This is a genomic window from Chengkuizengella sp. SCS-71B, assembly GCF_040100845.1.
In the GTDB taxonomy this organism is placed as follows: Bacteria; Bacillota; Bacilli; order Paenibacillales; family KCTC-33759; genus Chengkuizengella.
In genome coordinates this window covers 2565311-2585322 of record NZ_JAZHSH010000001.1, presented here as the reverse complement: position 1 = coordinate 2585322, position 20012 = coordinate 2565311, and the positions used below count along the sequence as shown (strand labels likewise).

The 20012-nt window shown below is 35.6% G+C and carries 20 protein-coding genes; 19 read left to right on the top strand and 1 reads right to left on the bottom strand.

Going from position 1 to position 20012, the window contains the following annotated elements:
- The first annotated feature begins 20 nt into the window (after nt 1-20).
- The 15 genes from VQL36_RS12615 to spoVM all read left to right on the top strand — a co-directional run bounded on the left by VQL36_RS12615 (nt 21) and on the right by spoVM (nt 14490).
- Nucleotides 21-905, top strand: a complete 885-nt coding sequence (locus VQL36_RS12615) for a YicC/YloC family endoribonuclease (RefSeq protein WP_349249657.1) — start codon at nt 21-23, stop codon at nt 903-905.
- A 65-nt stretch (nt 906-970) separates the two neighbouring features.
- Entirely contained in the window at nt 971-1234 is a 264-nt protein-coding gene (gene remA / locus VQL36_RS12610; RefSeq protein ID WP_349249656.1) for an extracellular matrix/biofilm regulator RemA, read from the top strand.
- Between the two features lie 14 nt (nt 1235-1248).
- Nucleotides 1249-1851, top strand: coding sequence for a guanylate kinase (gmk, locus tag VQL36_RS12605; protein WP_349249655.1), 603 nt, complete (start codon nt 1249-1251; stop codon nt 1849-1851).
- Between the two features lie 2 nt (nt 1852-1853).
- Nucleotides 1854-2051, top strand: a complete 198-nt coding sequence (gene rpoZ / locus VQL36_RS12600) for a DNA-directed RNA polymerase subunit omega (RefSeq protein ID WP_349249654.1) — start codon at nt 1854-1856, stop codon at nt 2049-2051.
- Nucleotides 2052-2168: 117 nt separating this feature from the next.
- Nucleotides 2169-3371 (top strand): bifunctional phosphopantothenoylcysteine decarboxylase/phosphopantothenate--cysteine ligase CoaBC, encoded by a 1203-nt coding sequence (gene coaBC / locus VQL36_RS12595; RefSeq protein WP_349249653.1) that lies wholly within the window; start codon nt 2169-2171, stop codon nt 3369-3371.
- A 17-nt stretch (nt 3372-3388) separates the two neighbouring features.
- Nucleotides 3389-5833 (top strand): primosomal protein N', encoded by a 2445-nt coding sequence (gene priA / locus VQL36_RS12590; protein ID WP_349249652.1) that lies wholly within the window; start codon nt 3389-3391, stop codon nt 5831-5833.
- 56 nt (nt 5834-5889) lie between these two features.
- Nucleotides 5890-6381: a peptide deformylase gene (gene def / locus VQL36_RS12585; protein WP_349249651.1), complete on the top strand. Its 492-nt coding sequence runs from the start codon at nt 5890-5892 to the stop codon at nt 6379-6381.
- Nucleotides 6368-7339 (top strand): methionyl-tRNA formyltransferase, encoded by a 972-nt coding sequence (fmt, locus tag VQL36_RS12580; RefSeq protein ID WP_349249650.1) that lies wholly within the window; start codon nt 6368-6370, stop codon nt 7337-7339. The genes def and fmt overlap by 14 nt, the downstream gene beginning before the upstream one ends.
- A gap of 5 nt (nt 7340-7344) precedes the next feature.
- Nucleotides 7345-8739, top strand: a complete 1395-nt coding sequence (rsmB, locus tag VQL36_RS12575) for a 16S rRNA (cytosine(967)-C(5))-methyltransferase RsmB (protein ID WP_349249649.1) — start codon at nt 7345-7347, stop codon at nt 8737-8739.
- 123 nt (nt 8740-8862) lie between these two features.
- Nucleotides 8863-9909 carry a 23S rRNA (adenine(2503)-C(2))-methyltransferase RlmN gene (gene rlmN, locus VQL36_RS12570; protein WP_349249648.1) on the top strand — a complete coding sequence of 349 codons (1047 nt, stop codon included), beginning with the start codon at nt 8863-8865 and terminating at the stop codon, nt 9907-9909.
- Nucleotides 9910-9916: 7 nt separating this feature from the next.
- Nucleotides 9917-10648, top strand: coding sequence for a Stp1/IreP family PP2C-type Ser/Thr phosphatase (locus tag VQL36_RS12565; protein WP_349249647.1), 732 nt, complete (start codon nt 9917-9919; stop codon nt 10646-10648).
- Between the two features lie 45 nt (nt 10649-10693).
- Entirely contained in the window at nt 10694-12643 is a 1950-nt protein-coding gene (pknB, locus tag VQL36_RS12560) for a Stk1 family PASTA domain-containing Ser/Thr kinase (protein ID WP_349249646.1), read from the top strand.
- 24 nt (nt 12644-12667) lie between these two features.
- Entirely contained in the window at nt 12668-13576 is a 909-nt protein-coding gene (rsgA, locus tag VQL36_RS12555) for a ribosome small subunit-dependent GTPase A (RefSeq protein WP_349249645.1), read from the top strand.
- Between the two features lies 1 nt (nt 13577).
- Entirely contained in the window at nt 13578-14228 is a 651-nt protein-coding gene (gene rpe / locus VQL36_RS12550) for a ribulose-phosphate 3-epimerase (RefSeq protein WP_349249644.1), read from the top strand.
- 145 nt (nt 14229-14373) lie between these two features.
- Nucleotides 14374-14490, top strand: a complete 117-nt coding sequence (spoVM, locus tag VQL36_RS12545) for a stage V sporulation protein SpoVM (RefSeq protein WP_349249643.1) — start codon at nt 14374-14376, stop codon at nt 14488-14490.
- 86 nt (nt 14491-14576) lie between these two features.
- Here spoVM and rpmB read toward each other — a convergent pair whose 3' ends face one another.
- Nucleotides 14577-14765 (bottom strand): 50S ribosomal protein L28, encoded by a 189-nt coding sequence (gene rpmB / locus VQL36_RS12540; RefSeq protein ID WP_349249642.1) that lies wholly within the window; start codon nt 14763-14765, stop codon nt 14577-14579.
- A 235-nt stretch (nt 14766-15000) separates the two neighbouring features.
- Between rpmB and VQL36_RS12535 the strand changes: the two genes are divergently transcribed.
- From VQL36_RS12535 to recG, 4 genes are read left to right on the top strand one after another with little or no spacing between them, the layout of a single operon-like run.
- The gene (locus VQL36_RS12535; RefSeq protein ID WP_349249641.1) at nt 15001-15366 is read left to right on the top strand and encodes an Asp23/Gls24 family envelope stress response protein; all 366 of its coding nucleotides are present in this window, start codon (nt 15001-15003) and stop codon (nt 15364-15366) included.
- A gap of 15 nt (nt 15367-15381) precedes the next feature.
- Nucleotides 15382-17079, top strand: coding sequence for a DAK2 domain-containing protein (locus VQL36_RS12530; RefSeq protein ID WP_349249640.1), 1698 nt, complete (start codon nt 15382-15384; stop codon nt 17077-17079).
- Nucleotides 17080-17099: 20 nt separating this feature from the next.
- Nucleotides 17100-17963: a DegV family protein gene (locus tag VQL36_RS12525; RefSeq protein ID WP_349249639.1), complete on the top strand. Its 864-nt coding sequence runs from the start codon at nt 17100-17102 to the stop codon at nt 17961-17963.
- Complete coding sequence (gene recG, locus VQL36_RS12520) at nt 17956-20007, top strand: ATP-dependent DNA helicase RecG (RefSeq protein WP_349249638.1); 2052 nt, start codon at nt 17956-17958, stop codon at nt 20005-20007. Before VQL36_RS12525 ends, recG begins: the two co-directional genes overlap by 8 nt.
- Nucleotides 20008-20012: the final 5 nt, after the last annotated feature.

Sequence of the window (20012 nt, the reverse complement as noted above, 5' to 3'; positions counted from 1 at the left end):
AGAATATTGGATGTGTCTAAATGTTACAAAGTATGACTGGTTTTGGTCAAGCTATTCGGTTGATGAAAGGTTATCAAATTCAAATTGATATAAAAACAGTCAACCATCGTTATCGTGAAATAAAAATAAAAATGCCTCGTGAATGGTTGGCACTTGAAGAAAAGTTAAAAACAATCATTCAAAAAAGGATTCAGCGAGGTCGTGTAGAAGTATTTATGACAATAGAACTGCAGGATTCTCCTACAGAGCAACAAGCGGAAATAGACTGGCAACTAGCAGATTGTTACTTTCAAGCTGCAGACCAGCTTAAAACGCGTTATAAACTACATGATTCATTATCGTTAAAGGATCTTATGCTTATTCCCGACCTAGTTTCATTGCGTAATAAATTACCTGATCAAGATGAATTGATGCATCAAATCATTTCAGATTGCCTAGAGGAAGCTTTGCATCAATTAATAGATATGAGATCGAAAGAAGGGATTCATTTACGCAATGATTTAATAAAACGAGTGCAAGTGATGGAAAAACTTCATACTCAAATTCAGTCTATGGCATTAACAGCAGTTGAGCAAATGCGCGATAAGTTATTACAGAGAATTCAAGAAATTCTATCTGACAAACAATTAGATGAATCTCGTCTAACAATGGAGGTTGCTTTACTTGCAGAACGTGCTAATATAGATGAAGAGTTAACACGTTTGTTAAGTCATTTTGAGCAATGTTACACATTATTTAATCAAGTTGAGCCTGTTGGGCGTAAGCTAGATTTTTTGATTCAAGAAATGAATAGAGAAGTCAATACGATCGGATCAAAGTCTAATTTTACCGAAATCACAAACAAAGTCGTTGATTTGAAAGCAGAACTAGAGAAAATTAGAGAACAAGTTCAAAATATTCAATGATAGCAATGATCTTCATATGTATATCAAAGACGATAACTGTGAATAGGTAATAGGGAGGAACTGAAATGGGTATAAAACTTATTAATATTGGATTTGGTAATATTGTTTCTGCGAATCGTATTATTTCTATAGTCAGTCCAGAATCGGCACCCATTAAAAGAATAATTCAAGAAGCTCGTGACCGTCACATGTTGATCGATGCTACATATGGACGTCGAACACGTGCTGTGATATTAACAGATAGCGATCATGTGATTTTATCTGCTGTGCAACCTGAAACAGTAGCTCAAAGACTTACAAGTAACAAAGAAGATGAACAAGACGAATAACTATGGAGAGTGTTATGGATAAAGGATTATTAATTGTATTGTCCGGTCCTTCTGGTGTAGGAAAAGGGACAGTATGTGCAGCATTGCGTAAACGTAAACCTGAACTTATTTATTCAATATCAGCTACTACTAGACAGCCGCGTGAAGGTGAAGCTGATGGTGTGAATTATTTTTTTAAAACAAAAGAAGAATTTCAAAAGATGATACAAAATAATGAGCTTTTAGAATGGGCAGAATATGTTGGTAATTATTACGGAACTCCTATTGAATTTGTGAAAAAAACAATTGACTCTGGAGAAGACATCATTTTAGAAATAGATGTGCAGGGTGCTTTAAAAGTAAAGGAAAAATTTCCTGAAGCCGTTTATGTATTTTTAGTTCCGCCATCTATTGATGAGTTGAAAAACCGTATTGAAGGAAGAGGCACGGAGTCAGCGGATAACATAAAACACCGATTGTCTATGGCTCAAGAGGAAATTGAATTATTAAAGCATTATGATTATGCCGTGGTAAATGATAAGATAAATAATGCATGTTCAAAGATAGAGTCTATAATAGTAGCAGAACATTGTAAAAGATTTAGATTTATTGAGAACAAAACGAAAGAAGAGGTGTAATGATGTTATATCCATCCATTGACGAAATTGTTGATAGAATTGATAGTAAATATTCACTAGTTGTAGCTGTTTCCAAAGAGGCAAGATTGCTTAGAGATGGCAAGCATGTAAAGTTAGAGAAAATAAAATCACGTAAGTATGTTGGTAAAGCATTAGAAGAGATTTATAACGATCACATTTTAATCATAGAGAACAATTAAGATAAATACTTCATATTTTTAAACAACCTGAGGGTTGTTATTTTTTTGATTATTCAGCTACCACTTCGAGAGATTTGGCTAGGAGCTATTGATCTTTAGGAAAGTAGGGGGATTTATATGTTGAAAAGTAAAACAATTGTACTTGGAATTAGTGGAGGAATTGCGGCATATAAGGCAGCTTCTTTATGTAGTAAGTTAGTTCAAAGTGGAGCAAATGTTCATGTTATTATGACTGAATCTGCAACACAATTCATTCAGCCGCTAACATTACAAACGTTATCTCGAAATCCTGTTATTGTGGATATCTTTGATGAAAAAGATGCCTCTGTAGTCTCTCATATAGATTTAGCAGATCGAGCAGATTTGGTACTGGTTGCCCCAGCTACAGCAAATATTATTGCAAAAATAGCTCATGGCTTAGCCGATGATATGCTCAGTACAACATTATTAGCTACAACGGCTCCAATTATGATTGCTCCTGCAATGAATGTACATATGTATGCACATCCAGCAGTACAACAAAATATACAAGTATTAAAGAAACGGGGCACTCTTTTTGTGAACCCTGGAACAGGCCAATTAGCCTGCGGATACGTTGGTGAAGGTAGATTAGCTGAACCAGAAACCATTTTTGAAGCTGTTCAGCAGCATTTTCTGACTTTCGAATCATCACAATTACTTAAAGGGAAACGCGTGTTAGTTACTGCCGGGGGGACATTAGAACGCATTGATCCAGTTCGATATATCACTAATGATTCTTCTGGGAAAATGGGTTTTGCGTTAGCAGAAGCGGCTTATAAAATGGGAGCTGAAGTCGTATTAGTTACAGCGAACACTCATTTAAAAGTGTTAGATGGAATAGAGAATGTATGTGTTAAAACAACAGAAGAGATGTATGAAGCTGTATTAAGCCGCTATGATAAAATGGATATGGTGATCAAAGCTGCTGCAGTCGCTGATTATCGTCCTATAGAACAGTATGATAAAAAAATAAAAAAATCAGATGATACTTTAACAATAACACTTCAAAAAAATACAGATATATTAAAAAAATTAGGTGAATTAAAAACAAACCAGTTTTTAATCGGTTTTGCAGCAGAAACAAATGATTTAGAAAAATATGCACTTGAAAAACTGAAAAATAAAAATTGTGATATGCTTGTTGCAAATGATGTGACAGCGCCTGGTGCTGGTTTTGGCACAGATACAAATAGGGTGAATTTATATGATGAAATGGGACTAATTGAAGAACTGCCGCTCTTATCCAAGGAGCAAATTTCAGAACAAATTCTTAAAATTGCTGCTTCAAAAATGTCGTAAGGTGGTGATTTTAATACATGTATGCTCGTGTTATCGTTGATGTTCCTTCAAAACAAACCAACCGTCCATTTGATTATAAGGTGCCGGCATCTTTAACTAATTGGATAGAAGTCGGGAGTAGAGTTGCTGTGCGGTTTGGTCCGAGAATGATTCAAGGTTTTGTTATTGAGTTATTAGAAAAAAGTGACGTTGATGATCGTAAGATGAAAAGCATTGAAGATGTTTTAGATCTTCAGCCTCCTTTAACACAGGAACTTGTTAAATTAGCCAAATGGATGAGCCGTAAATATTTGTGCAATGAAATTACTGCACTACAGGTAATGTTGCCAGGTGCGTTGAAAGCTAAATATGAAAAATATATTAAATTATCTGATTCCACCGAGAAAAGTGAAGTTGTTACACAGAGTGAGATAGAAAATGAAATTATACATTTTATAAAAAGCAAACAATCGGTTGAAATGAATGAGCTGCTTGACTATTTTCCAAATGAAAGTTTAACCATAAAAGAAATGATTTTAGGTGAGATATTAACGGAAACTCAAAACATCAAAAATCGTGTATCTGCTAAAAAAGTGTTAATGGTAAAACCTCCGCAAGATATAACATTGTTAGAAAAGTACAAAAAAGAGTTATCTAAACAGGCACATAAACAAATGGAGATTTTACAGTTTTTCATAGAATATCCTATCTCGATACCGATAGCTGAGTTATCCAAACGATTGAATACTAGTTCCTCCAGTATCAAAGCTTTAGTCAATAAAAAATGGTTGGAACTAGAATCGGCTGAAATCTTTCGTGACCCTTTTCAAAAACATGATTTTATACAGAGCCATCCATTGCAACTTACTGAAGAGCAAGAGAAGGTTTATCAATCTATTAGTCAGATTATTCAAGAACAAAAACAGCGTCTTTTCTTATTACATGGAGTCACGGGAAGTGGTAAAACGGAAGTTTATTTACAAACAATACAAAAGTGCTTAAATCAGAATCGAGAAGCGATTGTACTTGTTCCTGAAATATCATTAACTCCACAAATGGTAGAAAGATTTAAATCTCGTTTTGGGGATTTAGTTGCAGTTCTTCATAGCAGATTATCTCAAGGTGAACGATATGATGAATGGCGTAAAATCCAACAAAAAAAAGTGAAGGTTGTCATTGGAGCAAGGTCTGCAATATTTGCTCCATTCACAAAAATAGGATTAATTATTATTGATGAAGAGCATGAAGCTTCCTATAAACAACAAGACAATCCAAAATATCATGCAATTGAAATTGCAAAAAAGAGAAGTGTAGCACACCAGGCTGTAGTTATTCTGGGTTCAGCGACTCCTTCACTAGAAACTTATTATGAGAGTCATCAGACATCGATGGATTATTTATCATTGCCTACAAGAGTAGCGGGGCGCTCTATGCCTTCAGTACATATTGTTGATATGCGAGAAGAGTTAAAAGCGGGCAATCGAACAATGTTCAGCAGAATTTTACATACATCGATTGAAGATCGCTTAAACAAAAATGAACAGATGGTTCTGTTTTTGAATCGCCGAGGGTACTCAACTTTTGTGATGTGTCGTTCTTGTGGTCAAGTTGTAAGTTGTCCCCACTGTGACATTTCTTTGACCTATCATATGAATACTCAGCATCTACGTTGTCACTACTGTGGTTATGCTGAAAGAGAGCACCAAACTTGTCCATCATGCTCAAGTGGTCACATTCGATATTTTGGTACAGGCACTCAAAAAGTGGAAGAGAGTCTCACTAGTTTTTTCCCTGGTATAAGAGTGATACGCATGGACGTCGATACTACGACAGAAAAAGGTTCTCATGAAAAATGGTTAAATCAATTCCGAGATCATAAGGCAGACGTTTTGTTAGGTACACAAATGGTAGCCAAAGGTTTGGATTTTCCAAAAGTAACCTTAGTTGGTGTGATTGCGGCAGATACGGTGTTAAATCTACCAGATTTCAGAGCTTCTGAAAAAACATTTCAACTGCTTACGCAAGTTTCTGGGCGGGCTGGTAGGCACGAGTTACCTGGAGAGGTTGTAATACAAACGTATAATCCTGATCATTATAGTGTGATTAGTGCAAGCCAGCATGATTATTCATCTTTTATGAGAACAGAGATTCAAACGAGAAAAAGAGGCATCTATCCCCCTTACTGTAAATTAATTTTAATTACTTTTTCTCATGAAAATATCAACCTTTTAATACGAACAGGTGAGAAATTTGCGGAATATATTAAAATGGAACAACTTTCGTCCGTTATAGATGTTCTTGGACCTGTAGCTTCGCCGATTCCAAGGAAGAAGGATAGATATCGTTTCCAATGTTTGATAAAATATCGAGGAGGATGGGAAACGATAAATTTGGTTCACAATGCAGTGACTTCATTAGAAGAAACAATAAAACGAACAAAAATACAGATAAGTATAGACGTAGACCCACAAATGTTAATGTAATAGAGGTAGTTTAAAAACCATAAATTATAAAGAATTTAAATAAGGTAGGTGTTGACATGGCAATTAGAGTCATTGTTAAAAATCCTGATCCAATTTTACGGGAAAAGTGTAAACAAGTTACAAAATTCAATAAAAATCTTCACAAATTGTTAGATGATATGGCTGAAACGATGTACGATGCACCAGGGGTGGGACTTGCTGCTCCTCAAATTGGAATATTGAAACGTGTGATTGTACTTGATTCAGGTGAAGAAGATGGACCGGGACTAATTGAGTTAGTTAATCCTGAAATTTTTAAAACGTCAACAGAAAAAGAAGTAGGCCCAGAAGGTTGTTTAAGTATTCCTTCTATTAATGGAGATGTAAATCGCTTTAAAGCCATTACAGTAAAAGGTTTTGATCGAAATGGCAATGAAGTTGTGTATGAAGCTGAGGATTTTCTAGCTCGTATATTCCAACATGAAATTGATCACTTAAACGGTGTTTTATTTACAGATATAGCAGAAGCCATTTATGAAGGAGAGCAGCCAAACAATGTCATTGATTAATCAAATTCGCATCGTATTTATGGGAACACCAGATTTTGCTGTTCCCTCTTTTCTATATTTGCTTGAAGAAAAATTAAATGTAGTAGGAGTAGTAACACAGCCAGATCGACCTAAAGGGAGAAAGAAGATTTTAACACCAACTCCTGTAAAGGTGGCGGCTTTAGAGCACAACATCCCAGTACTTCAACCAGAAAAAATGAAAGCCCCAGAAGCTATAGAACAATTGAAACATTTACAGCCTGATTTAATTATCACTGCAGCATTTGGACAAATATTACCAAAAGCGGTATTAGAACTCCCACGCTTAGGATGCATCAATGTACATGCTTCTCTTCTTCCAAAGTATAGAGGAGGTGCTCCTATTCATCATGCAATAAAAAATGGAGAAGCGATGACGGGAGTGACCATTATGTATATGGAGGAAGGTTTAGATACGGGAGACATGATTAGCAAGGTAGAAGTGCCAATCCTTGATGACGATAATACAGGAACGATGTTTGAAAAGCTGAGTATTGCTGGAGCAGAATTGTTAAAAGATACTTTGATTAATCTTGTTCAGGGAAATATTCAGCCTAAGGCTCAGAATCATGAAGAAGCAACGTTTGCTTCAAATATTAAAAGAGAGGATGAGTTTATCGACTGGAAAAAATCTTCTAAAGAAATTTTTAATCATATCCGTGCACTAAATCCTTTTCCAGGCTCTTATACTTTGTGGGATGGAAAAGTGTTAAAAGTATGGGAGAGTTTAAATCCTTCTGATATGAGTTCAAAGTCTGATTATGATAAGGCAACATTGCCTGGAACAGTAGTTCAGATGACTGCTGTTGGCATAGAGGTAAAAACAGGAGACGGAACGATCTGGTTAACACAAATTCAACCCGCTGGTAAAAAAAGAATGGATGTGGGGCAATTTAGCAAAGGAAGTGTGATTCCAGAAGGCACACAATTTGGGAGCTGATTTATATGACTTCATCAAATACTACAACATCAAAAAAGAAAATACCTACTGCTCGTGAACTAGCCATGGACATTCTTACAAAAGTTGATGAGAAAAAGGCCTATAGCAATATATTATTGAACGAATCATTAAACAAATTCAAATTAGAACGGCAAGAAGTTGCTTTAACAACTGAAATCGTATATGGTACGATTCAGAGAATGAATACGATTGATTATTTTTTAAATCAATTCGTAACGAAAAAGGTGAAAAAGCTGCAACCATGGGTGCGGAATTTATTACGTTTAAGCTTTTACCAGTTGTATTACTTAGATCGAATTCCAGATCATGCTGTTGTAAATGAAGCGGTGAACATATCTAAGCGGAAAGGGCATCGTGGGATTTCAGGAATGGTCAATGCAGTTTTAAGAAACATCATTCGGAAAAAAGAACAATTAGAATTGCCCAGCACTTCAAATATTGTTGAACATATATCCTTAAAGCACTCACACCCTGAGTGGATGGTTAAACGCTGGATCGATCAGTTTGGTGAAGAGATAACTGAACAAATATGCGAAGCAAATAATGGAACCCCACATGTGAGTGTCAGAGTAAATACCTTGATAAAGGATAGAGATTCTCTAATAGTAGACATGCGACAGAATGCATTACAAGTATCTCCTTCTTCTATTTCTGTAGATGGTATTGTTGTTGAAAGCGGTGGGAATATGGCCCATAGCTTATGGTTTAAGCAAGGTGAAATTTCCATTCAAGACGAAAGCTCTATGCTTGTTGCAGCGGTGGTAGATCCTAGGCTGAACGAAACCATTCTTGATTGTTGTGCTGCTCCAGGTGGAAAAACGACACATATGGCTGAAAAGATGGAAAACACAGGAGTCATTTGGGCAAATGACATCCACCCACATAAAGAAAAATTGATTGATGAACAAGTTCAAAGATTACAATTAAAAAATGTCAAAACATCAGTTCAAGATGCTGCTTTATTAATTCAAAAGTTTGAGAAACATTCCTTTGACCGTATTTTGCTGGATGCACCGTGTTCTGGGTTAGGTGTGATTCGTAGGAAACCAGATTTAAAGTGGCTAAAAAGTGAATCAGATGTTCAGGAAATAGCTCAAATACAATTAGATATACTGAGTAATATTGCTGACTTAGTAAAACCCGGAGGTATACTCGTATATAGTACCTGTACGATAGAATCGTCAGAAAATGAGCAAATTGTTAAAGCATTTTTATCTCAAAACCCACAATTTTCTATAGATCCTTCCATTAGGAAACTTTTGCCACAAGAGGTATATCAACAAATCAAGTTAGAGGAAGGAATGCTTCAGGTGCTGCCGAATTATTTTCATTCGGACGGTTTTTTTATTGCCCGTTTACATAAAAATGAGAATGTATGATAAAATAGACCTAAAACTTAACCAAAACAGGTGAAAAATATCGTTTAAAGGTGAATGTATTAAATTCCCCCAGTGATATAGAGAACAAATCAATGATTACAATATAAACAAGGCTGTGTGAAAATGAAACCTTTTATTTATGACTACACTCTAGAGGAATTACAAACATGGGTAAAAGAAAATAAACAACCAACATTTAGAGCAGAACAAATTTACGATTGGTTATATGTTAAACGCGTAAGTAGTTTTGAGGAAATGTCAAACATTCCAAAACAACTTCGCGAAAAATTAGAAAAGGATTTTAACTTTGTAACATTAAATGAGATTACAAGATTCGAATCCAAGGATGGTACAATCAAATTTTTATTTGAGCTGCAAGATAAAAATGCAATTGAAACCGTCATTATGAAACACGATTACGGTAATAGTATTTGTGTAACGACACAGGTTGGTTGTCGAGTAGGTTGTACTTTCTGTGCATCTACACTAGGTGGGTTAAAAAGAGATTTAACTGCTGGAGAGATTATTGCACAAGTGGTACAGGCTCAGCAAAGATTGGATAATACAAACGAACGCATTAGCAGCATTGTGATTATGGGTATTGGAGAACCTTTTGAAAACTATGATCATATGATGAAATTTTTAAATACGATGATACATGAAAAGGGTCTAAACATTGGGCAGCGTCATATTACTGTTTCAACCAGTGGGATTGTTCCAAATGTTTATAAGTTTGCAGATGAAAAAACACAAATTAATTTAGCGATCTCAATCCATGCTCCAAACGACGCACTTCGTTCAAGTTTAATGCCTGTAAATCGACGGTTTCCACTTCGTGATTTGTTAAAAGCTTGTAAATATTATATTCAAACAACAGGTAGAAGAATTACCTTCGAGTATGCGTTAATTGGAGGCAAAAATGACAAGCCAGAGCATGCAGAAGAATTAGCTGATGTATTGCAAGGCATGTTATGTCATGTAAATCTGATTCCTGTGAATTATGTGCCAGAGCGAGATTATATTAGGACACCTAAAAAAGATATTTTTGAGTTCAAAAAAATTTTAGAGCGTAAAAAAGTGAATGTGACCATTCGAAGAGAGCAGGGTCATGATATAGAGGCGGCTTGCGGTCAATTACGTGCTAAACATATGGAGTCAAGTAAGAGGTGATATAATTATGAAATCAACCAATAAAACAGATGTTGGGCGTACTAGAGCAGTTAATGAAGATCGGGCTGCAGTACAAACAGAGTTAAATGGTTTTACACTTGCAATTGTGGCAGATGGAATGGGAGGACATCAGGCTGGGGATATCGCTAGTCAAATTACGATAGAAACGATTCAAGAAAGTTTGCAATCTTTAGAAGCAGATATGACTGTAGAAGAGTGTGAATTGTCCATCCGAGAAGCCATTTATCTAGCAAATGCAAAAATATATCAACTTGCTTCAGAAAATGAAAAATATAAGGGTATGGGAACTACAGTTGTGGTTGCTCTTGCAACAGATGAATTGATTTTAATTGCACATATCGGGGATAGCAGAGCTTACAAGTATACTGAAGAAGCTATAATACAACTAACAGAGGACCATTCTTTAGTAAACGAATTATTAAAAAGTGGACAAATTTCTCCAGAAGAAGCAGAGCAACATCCGAGACGTAATTTATTAACTCGTGCTTTGGGAACTGAAGAATATGTTAACATTGAAATTCATCGTCATGAGTGGCTTCAACATGATTTATTAATGTTATGTAGTGATGGATTAAGTAGCTTAGTAAATCAGCAGGATATGGTTCATATTTTAATGAAAGAACAAAATATTGAAGTAACGGCAAATGAATTAATCCAACATGCATTAGAAGCAGGTGGAGATGACAACATTACTGTTGTTCTATTAGTAAATGAGTAATTTGAAAATGCTGAAATTATTATACAGAAGTAGAGAGGTGAAAAAATGATTGGACAGCAATTAAGCGGTCGATACGAAATATTAAACCGCGTTGGTGGCGGGGGAATGGCCCTAGTGTTTAAAGCACATGATAAATTATTGAACCGTATGGTTGCCATCAAAGTGCTTCGTCAACAATTTGTTTATGATGAAGATTTTATTCGTCGTTTTCGTCGAGAAGCTCAATCTGCTGCATCACTTTCTCATCCGAATGTTGTAAGTATTTATGATGTTGGACAGGAAGATGATATTCATTACATTGTAATGGAGTACATAGAAGGTAGCAATTTAAACGAAGAAATTAAAAATAGAGCTCCATTTCAAGTAGAGGAAGCTATACATATTACTTGTCAAATTTGTGATGCGCTGGATCATGCTCATCAAAATCAAATTATTCATAGAGATATTAAGCCACATAATATTCTAATTGGAAGAAACGGACGTGTGAAGGTTACGGACTTTGGGATTGCACGTGCAGCATCGTCATCTGAAATTACACAGACTGGATCTGTTCTAGGATCTGTTCATTACTTTTCACCTGAGCATGCAAAAGGGGTAACTCAAGGGGCGAAATCTGATTTATATTCACTAGGCATTGTATTATATCAAATGTTGACAAACAAACTTCCTTTTTCAGGGGAAAGTCCAATTAGTATAGCTTTAAAACATTTACAAGAGAACGTTGAAGAACCTCGGAAAGTGAATCCGTTGATCCCACAGAGTGTAGAAAATATTGTATTAAAATCAATGCAAAAAAATCCTGAGCAGCGTTATCAATCAGCTAAACAAATGCTTCATGATTTAGAATCCTGTTTATCGCCAGAGAAAATGAATGAAAACAAATTAGATTTTAATGATGATTTAGATGATGAAGAACATACTAAAATCATGCCTGTCATTGGATTAAATCGGAAAGTTCAGGAAATGGATCATGATGAAACCATAATGCCAGCACTTAGAGAAGGTCGAAAAAGAAATCGTTTTGGTTGGATAAAACCGGTTATTTGGACTTTTACTACAATTATTATTTTATTCTCAGCTTGGTATGGTGTAAAAGCAGTATTAGGCATGCTTGAAGTAGCTGATGTAGAAGTGCCTAATGTTGTTGGTAAAACCTTAGAAGAGGCAACGGAGGAGCTAGAAAACGTTCAATTAAGAGTGCTTGATCCTGTTCAATATGAATATGATGATCAAGTAGAAGAGGGTATTGTCATTGATCAATCGGATAAAAATAAGACTGTAAAGGTGAACTATCCTATCACTCTCACTGTTAGTCAAGGACAGGAAACAAAAATCATGGAAGATTATATAGGAATGCAGTGGATTGAAGTAGAGAATGACTTAAAAAGATTAGGATTTACAGATGAAAATATTGAGATGATTACGGAATTAAGTGATGTTCCTAATGGTCAGGTAATCAATCAATCTCCTGTGGCAAACTCAAAGTATAATCCAAATAATGTTAGTGTTTCTTTTACAGTAAGTGAAGGGCGAGGTAGCTTTAAAATGCCAGATTTAATTGAATATAGTGAAGAAGCAGCCATTGCTATCCTTGAACAAAAAGGACTTACCTTTAAAGTTGAACGTGATTTTGACCTAGATATGCCCAAGGGTTTTGTGTTTAAACAGTTCCCGTATGATCCTGGTGTCCCTGTTAAAATAGGAGAAGAGATAACCATTCACGTAAGTGAAGGAGAACCTGCAGATGTAAAAAAGACAAATCATCCCGTCATTGTTTCACCTGAGATTGAAGGAGAAGATTCAAAGATTGAAATTACAATTACGGATGCTAAAGGTACAGACCGCTTTTGGAACACAAAAACAATAACAACAGAAGAAATTTTCTATGTACCTGTTGTATTAACTCCTGATTTACCTAATGGAACAGCATATATAAATGTATATCGTAATCAGAAACATTTTGGAAGATTTGATGTAAAATATGATGAATTATGAAAAAAGGAGGGTTTTGATTAATTTATGCTAGAAGGAAGAATTGTTAAAGCATTAAGTGGATTTTATTATGTAAAACCTCATCAAAATGGAGAGCCATTAGTCCAATGCAGAGCGAGAGGCATTTTCAGAAAGAGAGAAACCTCTCCTTTAGTTGGAGATTTTGTAATGGTTGAATTATCAGAAAATGGTGAGGGCACGGTTCATGAAATTCTTCCTAGAACTAGTGAATTAATACGTCCCCCTATAGCCAATGTAAATTTGGCAGTTCTTGTTTTTTCATTAGTAGAACCAAAACTAAATTTACAGTTATTAGATAAATTTTTAGTCCACATTGAAAAAGTTGGTCTTGAAGCGATTATTTGTTTTTCAAAATATGACTTATATAAGACCTCTCAAGATGCTTCGGATGAGTCAAAAACATTAGATGAGTTGATTCAATATTATGAAAGCATTGGTTATCCAGTTTTGTTAACAAGTAAGAAAACAAATGAAGGTCATAAAGAACTTTTAGAGCATATGGCGAACAAAACCAGTGTGTTTTCGGGACAATCAGGTGTAGGAAAATCCTCTCTTTTAAATGCCATTATCCCAGGATTGGAATTAGAGACGAAACAAATAAGCTCAAAACTTGGGAGAGGTAAACATACTACACGTCATGTTGAATTACTTGAATTAAGTAATGGAGGTGCCGTTGCTGATACTCCTGGCTTTAGTTCATTAGATTTTACGAATATTGAACAGGAAGATTTGGGTTTTTACTTTAAAGAATTTAAACAATATATTCCAGACTGTAAATTTAGAGGTTGCTTACACCAGCATGAACCTAAATGCAAGGTTATTGAAGCAAAAAATCAAGGGGAAATTTCATCTGATCGTTATGAACATTATTTAGGGTTTTTAGAAGAGATTAACCAGATGAAACGGAGGTATTAATATGTTACGTATCGCACCATCAATATTATCAGCAGATTTTTCAAAGCTAGGACAAGAGGTTCAAGAACTAGAATCCTTAGGTGCAGATTGGATTCATGTGGATGTTATGGATGGGCACTTTGTACCTAATATTACACTGGGACCTTTAGTTGTTGAGAGCATCAGGCCACATACAACACTTCCTCTTGATGTTCATTTAATGATTCAAAATCCAGATACTTATATCCCTGATTTCGTGAATGCAGGTGCAGATCTCATTTCTGTGCATGCTGAGGCATGTCCACATTTACATCGTACGATACATCACATAAAAGGTCTCGGAGTAAAGGCTGGCGTTGTTTTAAACCCAGCTACTCCTTTGACTGTTATTGAACATGTGGTGCATGAGCTTGATTTGGTATTATTAATGACAGTTAACCCTGGATTTGGAGGGCAGAAATTTATTGAGTCTATACTTCCCAAGATTAAACAGCTTAGAGAGATGTGTCTAAAAAAAGGATTAAATCTGGACATAGAGGTTGATGGTGGAATCAACAAGGACACAGCTCCTTTAGTCATAGAGGCAGGTGCTAACGTGCTTGTTTCTGGTAGTGCCATATTTAATCATGACAATAAGAAAGAAGCAATTGAACAACTCAGAGGAGGGAAGTAATTCCAATTATTTTCTATAGGTATGCTGAAAGCTTATCTTACATATATAATGAATAGTGCAAAGTATTTGGATTTGTTTTATTTTTTTAAAACCATAGTCAATTTTTCGTTGATTATGAATATACTATATTTAAAGTCCATGTTCTATGGTCAGTTCATTATGTATCCTGGGAGGGGTAGGGATGAGATTTTATACCTTTAAACTACCAAAATTTATAGGCGGGTTTGTAAGAATTGTTTTAAATACGTTCAATAAAAAATGATCAGTTTGTAAAGAGTTCTTTAAAGTTCTTTCAATTATGAACTGAAAAAAGCACCCCACAGAGGTGCTTTTTGTCAATGTCATTTTTTATACACGTTCAACTAATCCAGATTTTAATGCTCTTGTACTAACATAAACGCGTTTTGGCTTACCATCTACTAGGATTCGCACCTTTTGGACATTAACTCCCCAAGTACGTTTCGTTTTATTGTTAGCGTGAGATCTGTTGTTTCCCACACCTCTTTTTTTACCAGTAACATAACATTTGCGTGACATTCCTACACCCCCTTAAAGAAATCCTGAAGCATATACGTTTTCATAAACACTTTTACTATAATATCACAAAAAAATTGAGATAGTCAATGAAGTTTATAGAAAAATGGATTTATTTATAGGACAGTAAAGTATAAAATAATATTATACTTTTCACCAATAGGGGATTTTATTATATTCGCGATTATAGTACAATGATAAAGTCCATATTTCTGTAGAAAAAAGGAGTGGATTGAAGATGACAATTCAACTTGATAATGAGTATGGAAAGATTATGATGACTAGTGAGGTTATAGCAACATTAGCGGGATCTGCTGCATTAGATTGTTATGGGTTGGTTGGCATGGCTTCCCGCAGTCAGCTTAAGGATGGGATTGCTGAACTGCTAGGCAGAGAGAATTTATCTCGTGGTGTCTTGATTAGGCAAGAAGGTGAACAGAATGATATCCATATTGACCTGTACATCATCGTAAGTTATGGTACTAAAATCTCGGAAGTTGCACATAACATACAAAATAAAGTGAAATATGTTTTAAATGATCTTATAGGTCTTGAAGTTCATACTGTAAATATATATGTGCAAGGGGTTAGAGTATCCCAATAGAAAGGGAGAGTCACATTGAGTAAAGTTTTCATTAATGGTACAGATTTTATGAATATGGTTTTGTCTGGGGCAAGCGTCCTGCATTCAAATGTAGAAAAAATCAACAGCTTGAATGTGTTCCCCGTTCCAGACGGTGATACAGGTACGAACATGAATATGACTTTAACATCAGGTATTGAGTATATTCAGTCAAAATCTTCGGACCACATTGGGGAGATGGCAGAGGCTTTTTCTAAGGGCTTATTAATGGGGGCACGTGGTAATTCTGGTGTCATCCTTTCGCAGCTATTTCGTGGATTTACAAAGGCAGTTCATGAATTAGATGAGATCAATGCAGCACAATTCGCATCAGCATTACAACAAGGTGTGGATACAGCATATCAAGCTGTTGTGAAGCCGATTGAAGGCACGATTTTAACTGTTGCAAAAGAATCTGCAAAACACGCTCTTTTTGTATCTCACCAAACTGAACAAGTTATTGAGTTATTAGAGGAAGTGATCAGTGAAGCAAAACAATCGTTAGCTAGAACTCCTGATTTACTTCCTGTATTAAAACAAGCTGGAGTAGTAGATTCTGGTGGACAAGGATTGGTATATATTTATCAAGGATTTATCGAAGCTCTAAGAGGGAATTTTCATGTAGATTCTAATGAAATAAATCATACCGATACTCAGCAAATTACAATGGACAAGCCGAGACCAGCTCAATCTAATATAGCGACGGAAGATATAACTCATTTTTATGATATGGAATTTTTTATTCATTTATCCAAGGAAGTTCATTTTGATGAGTCTTTATTAAGAAAAAAATTAGCTGAAATTGGTGATTCCATCGTTTTAATTCCTGATGATGATTTTGTAAAAGTTCACGTTCATTCCAATTCTCCTGGTGATGTATTAAATTTAACGATTCGTTACGGGGAGTTAACTCGTCTTCACATTCAAAATATGCGTGACCAACATCGTGAAATTGTGGAAGAAACCAGTAATATTCAAGCAAACGAAACTTCTAATGAAATCGATGAAACATCCATTGAAGCGAATCTGGAGCCAAAAACTTACGGAATGGTTACTGTTTCATCAGGTGAAGGGATTTCAGATGTGTTTAGCAGCATCGGGGTTGACTATGTTCTTTTTGGTGGTCAAACGATGAATCCTAGTACTGAAGATCTTGTGAAAGCTGTAGAAAGTATTCATGCAAAATATGTATATATTTTACCTAATAATTCAAATATCATTTTAGCTGCTCAGCAAGCAAAAGATCTAATCGAGGATAAAGAAGTCATCGTTATTCCATCAAAAACAATACCACAAGGATTGTCAGCAGCCTTGGCATTACAAGATATGAATGATTTTGATGAAAATGAAAAAATAATGAATCAAGCGATTCAGGACGTTCAATCTGGTTCTGTAACAACTGCTGTCCGAGATTCGCAAGTAAATGAAATTTCCATCAATGAAGGGGATTATTTAGGAATACAAGAAAATCAGATTGTAACTGCTTCTAATGAAATTATAGAGACATCAAAGGAATTACTTCAACAAATGATCACCCCAGATAATGAAATGTTAACGGTATTTGCTGGTGAAGGAATTACTGAACAACATACGGATACATTAATACAATTTGTTGAGGAATCTTACCCTGATATAGAAATTGAAGTCATTGAAGGTGGACAACCAATTTACGATTATATATTTTCTGTTGAATAATTATAAAATGAGGTGATTGTGTGTCTAAGATTCGATTTGTTACAGATAGTACATCGGATATTCCATTAGAAATAAGGGAAAAATACAACATTGAGATGGTTCCGTTAAAAGTTCATTTTGGTCAGGAGGTTTTTTTGGATGCCATTACAATTCAGTCTAATGAGTTTTATGAAAAATTGGCTGTAAGTGAAGTGTTGCCTACAACGTCTCAACCGTCACCTGTAGATTTTTTAAACGTATATAAAAAAATCTATGAAGAAGATCCAAACTGTACAATTATTTCCATTCATTTGTCTTCAGCCATGAGTGGTACATACCAATCTGCTGTATTAGCCAAATCTCTACTTGATGATGAGGCAAATCTTCATATTGTGGATGCTAGATCAGCTTCATATGGAATTGGAGTATTGATGGTTGAAGCAGTAAAGGCTTATGAAAATGGAAAAAATACAGAGGAAATTTTGGAAATCGTTGCAAAACTGCGACAGGATATGAGAATTTACTTTTTAGTAGATACATTAGAATATTTGCAAAAGGGCGGTAGAATTGGTAAGGCTGCTTCAGTAGTAGGTTCATTATTGAATATTAAACCGATTCTTTCGATAGATGATGAAGGTGAGATTACTTCAGTTGATAAAGTTAGAGGCAAAAAGAAAGCCATAAATCGAATTGTTGATCTTCTTAGAGAAGACTTTCCAAATACAGATGTAGACATGATCATTGTGCATTCAAATGATATTTCTAGTGCTAAGGATTTTTCTCAACTATTAAAAGAGCAATTTCAAGTACATAATGTAAAGTTAACTTCATTAAGTCCAGTAATAGGTACACATGTAGGTCCTGGAACACTTGGTATAATAATGCGACCTCGTTCCAATGAATAATTTACATAATATCCCGCTCCAAGATGTTCATGGATTAGGTGCGGCAAGAAGTAAAGATTTAAATGCACTAGGAATTCATTCTGTTTTAGATTTAATTGAGTATTTTCCTTTTCGTTATGAGGATTATCGTTTGCGAAATCTAGCTGAAGTAGAGGATGGAGAAAGAATTACAGTACAAGCAAAAGTATATAGTTTGCCCCAAGTGCAACGATATGGGCGTAATAAATCAAGAATGACGTGTAAAATGATGGTAGAGGATCAATTTATGATTACAACTGTATGGTTTAACCGTCATTTTCTTAAGGATCGTCTGATTGTTGGGAAGGAAGTTATTATATCAGGGAAATGGGATCGGAGAAGGCAGGTTCTGACTGTTTCTGAATCTGAATTTCCAGGTGCCAATTCGTCTCAAGCAGGTACCTTGCAACCTGTTTATTCTATAGGAGGATCTATCACTCAAAAGTGGATTCGGAAAGTCATCCATCAGGCACTTCAACAATATAGCGCGTTTATTAAAGATCCTATCCCATCACTTTTCACTGAAAAACATAATTTAATTCCTCGTAAACAAGCCATCTTGTCTATCCACCATCCTCAAGATACTTTAGATGGATCAGAAGCAAGGCGACGTTTAGTTTATGAGGAGCTTTTTTTATTTCAACTTAAACTGATGATCTTTCGCTCAACATCACGCTCAAAAGCAGATGGCATTCAGCATGATTTTGATTCTGAGGACATTCGTAAATTTGTGCGCTCGCTTCCGTTTCAGTTGACAGATTCACAAAAAAATGTCATCGCTGAACTTCTTTCTGACTTACGTAAGCCCTATAGTATGAACCGTCTTTTACAGGGAGATGTGGGTTCGGGTAAAACGGTTGTTGCTGCAGCAGCTCTTTATGCTAATTTCAAATCTGGTTTTCAGGGTGCGATGATGGTACCTACAGAAATACTAGCTGAACAGCATTTTTTATCTTTACAAGAATTATTTGCACCCTATGGGCTTGAAATAGGATTGTTAGTAGGTAGCTTAACAAATAAACAACGGAGGGACATCCTTGCATCATTACAATCAGGACTCATTGATATCGTAGTTGGTACTCATGCTTTAATACAGGAAAATGTCTATTTTAGAAACTTAGGGTTGGTAGTAACAGATGAGCAGCATCGTTTTGGTGTCAATCAACGAAACATATTCAGGCATAAAGGATTGAACCCCGATGTTCTTACAATGACAGCTACACCGATTCCTAGAACATTAGCTATTACTGCTTTTGGGGATATGGATGTATCAACATTGAAGGAGTTGCCAAAAGGTCGAAAAGTAATTAAAACTTACTGGGTTAAACATAATTTGATGAAGAGAGTGCTTGGTTTCATTCATAAGGAATTACAGGCTCATCGTCAAGCATACGTCATTTGTCCATTGATTGAAGAATCAGATAAGATTGATGTTCAGAATGCGATTGATTTACATTCAGAAATACAAGAGGTTTTAGCTGATTACAAAGTAGGTTTATTGCACGGAAGACAAACAGCGGATGAAAAAGAGCAGGTGATGTCAAAGTTCAGTGAAAATGAAGTACATGTACTCGTATCCACAACGGTAGTAGAAGTTGGAGTTAACGTGCCAAATGCTACTGTCATGGTCATTTATGATGCGGATCGTTTTGGTCTATCTCAGCTTCACCAATTACGTGGCAGAGTTGGAAGAGGTCAAGCTCAATCTTACTGTATACTAATCGCTGATCCCAAATCAGAGATGGGACAAGAGAGAATGCGTTCTATGACGAAAACAAATGATGGTTTTGAAATCGCTCGTATGGATTTAGAATTAAGGGGACCTGGTGATTTTTTTGGTACAAAACAAAGCGGAATGCCTGAGTTTCGCGTGGCAGATCTAGCTCATGATTTTGAAATATTAGAGATGGCGAGAGAGGATGCAGCAGAGTTAGTGAAATCTGAGGAGTTTTGGACTGCTGCAAAATATTTGCCGCTTCGTGAGCTATTGGATAAGGATCAGTTGTTAGAGAAAGAATTAGACTAAAGGAA